The organism is Streptomyces sp. NPDC055078, from assembly GCF_053607985.1.
The window spans coordinates 1-5,119 of the sequence record NZ_JBSGUP010000597.1 but is presented as its reverse complement, the minus strand read 5'-3'; the positions used below and the strand labels follow the sequence as shown (position 1 = coordinate 5,119).

Here is a 5,119-nt window from a genome sequence, read left to right as displayed (position 1 = left end):
CCGCCACCCCGGCCGTATCGCCCTGCGCGACGGCGACAGGTCCCTGACATACGCCGAGGTCCACGACCGCGCGCTGCGGCTCGCGGGCGGGCTCCGCGCCCACGGGATCGGACCGGGCGACACGGTCGCGCTCCATCTGCCGAACTCGCTGTGGCTGCCGGTCGTCTACTTCGGGATTCTGTGTTCCGGCGCCACGGCCGCCGCCCTCAATCCCGCCCAGCCGACGGCGATGGTACGCAGGCAACTGGCCGACCTGGGTGCCGCCGCCGTCGTCACCCACCCCTCGTGCGCGCCCCGCCTCGTCGCCGCCGGTACCGAGGGCATGCGCCTGGTGGCCTGGGCGGCTGAGACCGCCGTCGCTCCGGCGGGCCCGGACGGCGCGGTGCCGCCCGGTTCGGTCCCGCTGACCGAACTGCTGGCCGCGGAGCCGCTGACCGGCTACGCGGTACCTCCGGAGACCGTGGCCCACCTCCAGCTCACCGGCGGCACCACCGGAGTGGCCAAGGGCGTCCGGATCCCGCACAGCGCTCTGGTCGCCCACACCGTGCAGATCGCCGCCTGGCGGGCGGGGTGTCTGACGCGACCCGACGGACACGGGGGCCTCACCCCCGAACCCGTGCCGGACGCCACCGAGCACTACCCGCTGCACCCGGGGGACACCACCGCGCTCACCGTCGCCCCGATGTTCCACGGCCTCGCCCTGGTCGGCCATGTCTTCAACACCATGATGGGCGCGACCGTGGTCATGAGCCCCCGCTTCGACCCGGAGTCCTATCTGGCGGGCATCGAGGAGCACCGGGTGTCGTATCTCGTCGGGACCCCGTCCTTCTACCACGCGCTGCTGCTCGCCCCCGGCCTCGATACGTACGACCTCTCCTCGGTCCGCCTGCTCGTCACCGGGGGCGGCCCGATCGACGCCTCCACCCTGGCCCGGCTGCGCGCGCGGTTCACCGAGGGCATGGTCGTGGAGGGGTACGGGCTCAGCGAGGCGACCTCGGCCCTGGTCCTCAACATCGCGAACCGGGGGGGTGACGGGCCCGCCCGGCTCGGTCGGGGTGCCCGTCTTCGACACCGAGGTACAGATCCGGGCCGCCGACGGCGAGACCGTGCTGCCCGCGGGTGAGAAGGGCGAGATCTGGGCCCGTGGCCCGCAGATCGCCGACGGTTATCACGACGACCCGGTGCGGACCGCCGAGCAGTTCCGCGACGGGTGGCTGCGCACCGGAGACCTGGCCTGGCGGGACGAGGACGGCTGGGTGTTCCTGGCCGGGCGGGAGAAGGACATGCTCATCTACAAGGGCTACAACGTCTACCCCCACCTGCTGGAGGAGATCCTCGGCACACACCCGGCGGTCGCCCAGTCCTCCGTGGTCGGCGCGGCGAAGGAGGGCGTCGGGGAAATACCGGTCGCGTTCGTGATCACACGCCCTGGGGCCGACAAGGCCCCCGGGCTCGCCGACGCGCTGATGGCCTATGTGGCCGAGCGCGTCGCGCCGTACCACCGGGTCCGGGAACTCCACCTGGTGGACGCGCTGCCCGTCTCCCCGACCGGCAAGGTGCTCAAGCGGGAGCTGCGGGCCCGCCTTGACCGGCCGTCCCCCTGACCGGCCGTCCCCTGACGGGCCGGGTCCGACACCGGGCCGGTCCAAACATGTGAAGTCATGTTCAAGGATCCCTTGGGGCTCTCCCGGCAGCGTCGACGTGCCCCCGGTCTTCGGCAAAGAGGCCGGAACACATCGCGCATCGGGGAAGCGGCACAGCGGTCGGCTCTTGACATCAATCGAGCTTAAGTGAATAGTCGTTTTGAATAGGAGAGGCTACGGGGCCTCCAGCGGGGGACTCTCGGCAGACACCCCGTGCGCGGCCGGCCGCTCACGGGGGAGCCCGGCCGCCGTGCGGTGAACCGTGGCCGGGCCGCTGCGGCCCCAGAAGGAGTGACCGCCCGGAGCGCCAGGCGCGCGAGGGGCGGAACCCACCAACCACCAGGAGAAGCTGATATGACACAGCGCACCTTCGTCATCGGTGTGGGCATGACGAAATTCGAGAAGCCGGGGGCCCGGGACTGGGACTACCCGGACATGGGGCGCGAGGCCGGCCAGGCTGCCCTGGACGACGCCGGGATCGCGTACGACCTGGTCGAGCGGGCCTTCGGCAGCTATGTCCACGGCGACTCCTGCTATGGCAACCGCGCCCTGTACGAGCTGGGAATGACCGGCATCCCGATCGTCAATGTCAACAACAACTGCGCGTCCGGTGTGTCCGGCCTGTTCCTGGCGCGGGAAGCCGTCAAGTACGGCCAGGCGGACTGTGTGATGGCCGTGGGCTTCGAGAAGATGTCCGCCGGCAGCATCCCGCAGGTCTTCCAGGGCCGCCCGTCACCGCTGCGCAAGCAGATCAAGGCGATGTGGACCAAGCGCGGCCGGGTCGACACCCCGATCGCCCCGCAGATGTTCGCCAACGCGGCCAAGGAACACATGGAGAAGTACGGCACCACGGTCGAGACCTGGGCGGCCGTCTCCGTGAAGAACTACGGCCACGCGGTGAACAACCCGCGTTCGCAGTTCCAGACGGCCCGCACCGCCGAGGAGGTCATGGCCTCCCCGATGGCCAGCGACCCGCTGACCCGCATGATGTGCTGCCCCACATCCGACGGCGGCGCCTCGGCGATCGTGGCCAGTGAGCGCTTCGTCGACCAGCACGGTCTGCGGGACCGGGCCGTCGAGATCTCGGCGATGGCCATGACGACCGACACGCCCGACACCTTCGACGGCAGCGACCGGGGCATCATCGGCTGGCACATGAACCGGCGGGTCGCCCGGCAGGTCTACGAGGAGTCCGGCCTCGGCCCCGAGGACGTCCAGGTGGTCGAGCTGCACGACTGCTTCGCGCCCGCCGAAGTCCTGCTCTACGAGGCGCTGGGCCTGTGCCCCGAGGGCAAGGGCGGCGACCTGCTGATGTCAGGAGCCACCACCTACGGCGGCCAGTGGGTGGTCAACCCCTCCGGCGGGCTGCTCACCAAGGGCCACCCCCTCGGCGCCACCGGCCTCGCCCAGTGCGCCGAACTCACCTGGCAGCTGCGCGGCGAAGCCGACAAGCGCCAGGTCTCCGGGGCCACCGCGGCCCTTCAGCACAATCTCGGACTCGGCGGCGCCGGCGTCGCCGCCATCTACCGGAAGGCGAACTGACAACCATGGGAAAGCTTGACGGACGTGTCGCGGTGGTCACCGGCGCGGGCGCCGGACTCGGCCGCGCAGAGGCTCTGCTGCTGGCGGCCGAGGGTGCCAAGGTCGTCGTGAACGACATCAAGGGCGCGAAGGCCGTCGTCGGCGAGATCACCGAAGCCGGCGGCCAGGCGGTCGCGGTCGAGGGCAGCGTCGGCGACCTCGCGGTCGGCCAGGCGATGGTCGACGCCGCCGTGGAGACCTACGGCGATCTGCACATCATCGTGAACAACGCCGGATTCGTCCGGGACGCACTCCTGGTCAAGATGACCGAGGAGCAGTTCGACTCCATTCTTGAGGTGCACCTCAAGGGCACCTTCGCCCTCACCAGGGCCGCCGCCGTGTACTGGCGCGACCAGGCCAAGGCCGGGACCACCACCGACCGCTCGGTGGTCAACACCAGCTCCGGCGCCGGTCTGCACGGCAACCCGGGGCAGTTCAACTACTCGGCCGCGAAGGCGGGTTCCGCCATGATGGCGGTCACCGCGTCGGTCGAGCTGAAGCGCTTCGAGGTGCGGGCCAACGCCATCGCCCCGGTCGCGGCGACCGCTCCCGTGCTGGCCACCCCGGGCCTCGGCGAGGCCATCGCCAAGGCCGTCGAGGAGGGGGACGGCTTCGACCGCTTCGACCCGGCGAACATCGCGCCGCTCGTCGGCTATCTCGCCACCGCGGACTGCCCCTTCACCGGTCAGGTCTTCTCCGTCCACGGCGGTCATGTCGGCCTCTACCAGAGCTGGAGCATCGCCCACGAGGTGGACCGCGGCGAGCGCTGGACCGTCGACGGGCTGGCCACCGAGCTGTCCTCCTGGCCGACCCGGGTCAAGGTCAACCGCCAGCGCGTCCCCCTCTAGCAGTCAGGAGCAGCAGCCGTATGAGCTACACCATGCCGATCGAACTCGGCAAGATCCGCGAGTTCTCCCGCGCGGTCAAGAGCCGCCACCCGGCGCACAAGGGCGCCGCACCGGTCATCCCGCCGACCTTCCTGGTCAGCTCCCGCACCCTGTGGGAGCCGGCCGCCGAGTCCGGCATCGCCAAACTGGGCTTCGATATGCGCCGCATCCTGCACGGCGAGGAGGAGTACGTCTTCCACGGCCCGCTGCCGAGGGCGGGCCAGACCCTGACCTGTGAATCGAAGGTCGTCGAGACCTATGAGAAGCCGGGCAAGCGCGGTGGCAGCATGCGCTTCGGTGTCGTGGTGACCGAGTTCCGCGACGAGAGCGGGGCGCTGGTCGTCGAGGCGCGCAGCACGCTGGTCGAAACCGAGAAGGCACCCAAGAAGGACGAGGGCTGAACATGAGCGAGTCCGCGACCGCCGAGCGTATCGAGCCGGCGGTGGGCCAGGAGGCCGAGCCCCGCACCTACCCCAAACTGACCCGTACCGACTTCGTCAAGTACCAGGGCGCGTCAGGCGATTTCCATCCGCTGCACCACGACGAGCTGTTCGCGAAGGCCACGGGCTTTCCGTCGGTGTTCTCCGTGGGGATGCTCCAGGCCGGAATGCTCGCGACCTATGTGACCGACTGGCTCGGTGTGGAGACCCTGCGCCGTTTCAAGATCCGTTTCGCGGACCAGGTCTGGCCCGACGACGAACTGACCTGCACCGCCAAGGTCACCGCCGTGACCGACGAGCCCGGCGGCGGACGCCGGGTGACGGTCGATCTCCGCTGCGAGCGCCAGACCGGCTCCGCCGCGCTCAAGGGCGACGCCGAGTTCGTCCTTCCCTGACCCGCCCCCCGGCACCACCGGGGGAAGGCGCGGCCCGGCCGGCGAGCACACTCACCGGCGGGGCCGCGCCCGCGTCCCGGCAGCCGCTTGAGTGGCCGGGCCCGCTTGCCGGTAGGGCCTTGAGGGGCTGAGCCCGCTGTCCGGGGGTTGAGGGGCCGGGCCCGCTTCCCGGC

Annotated in this window: 6 protein-coding genes; all 6 read left to right on the top strand. The window is 70.8% G+C overall.

Annotated elements, in window-relative coordinates:
- A partial coding sequence (locus ACWF94_RS32915) for a class I adenylate-forming enzyme family protein (RefSeq protein WP_453496957.1) occupies positions 1 to 1,123 on the top strand: 1,123 nt, incomplete at its 5' end.
- Positions 1,056 to 1,604 (top strand): class I adenylate-forming enzyme family protein, encoded by a 549-nt coding sequence (locus tag ACWF94_RS32910; protein WP_453496954.1) that lies wholly within the window; start codon positions 1,056 to 1,058, stop codon positions 1,602 to 1,604. The genes ACWF94_RS32915 and ACWF94_RS32910, both read left to right, overlap by 68 nt.
- Before the next feature lie 393 nt (positions 1,605 to 1,997).
- A complete protein-coding gene (locus ACWF94_RS32905; RefSeq protein WP_453496951.1) occupies positions 1,998 to 3,185 on the top strand; it encodes a lipid-transfer protein in 1,188 nt (395 codons plus the stop codon).
- Between the two features lie 5 nt (positions 3,186 to 3,190).
- Positions 3,191 to 4,072 (top strand): SDR family NAD(P)-dependent oxidoreductase, encoded by an 882-nt coding sequence (locus ACWF94_RS32900; RefSeq protein ID WP_453496948.1) that lies wholly within the window; start codon positions 3,191 to 3,193, stop codon positions 4,070 to 4,072.
- Positions 4,073 to 4,092: 20 nt separating this feature from the next.
- Positions 4,093 to 4,512 carry an FAS1-like dehydratase domain-containing protein gene (locus ACWF94_RS32895; protein WP_453496946.1) on the top strand — a complete coding sequence of 140 codons (420 nt, stop codon included), beginning with the start codon at positions 4,093 to 4,095 and terminating at the stop codon, positions 4,510 to 4,512.
- Positions 4,513 to 4,514: 2 nt separating this feature from the next.
- The gene (locus ACWF94_RS32890; RefSeq protein ID WP_453496943.1) at positions 4,515 to 4,946 is read left to right on the top strand and encodes a MaoC/PaaZ C-terminal domain-containing protein; all 432 of its coding nucleotides are present in this window, start codon (positions 4,515 to 4,517) and stop codon (positions 4,944 to 4,946) included.
- The last annotated feature ends 173 nt before the right edge of the window (positions 4,947 to 5,119 follow it).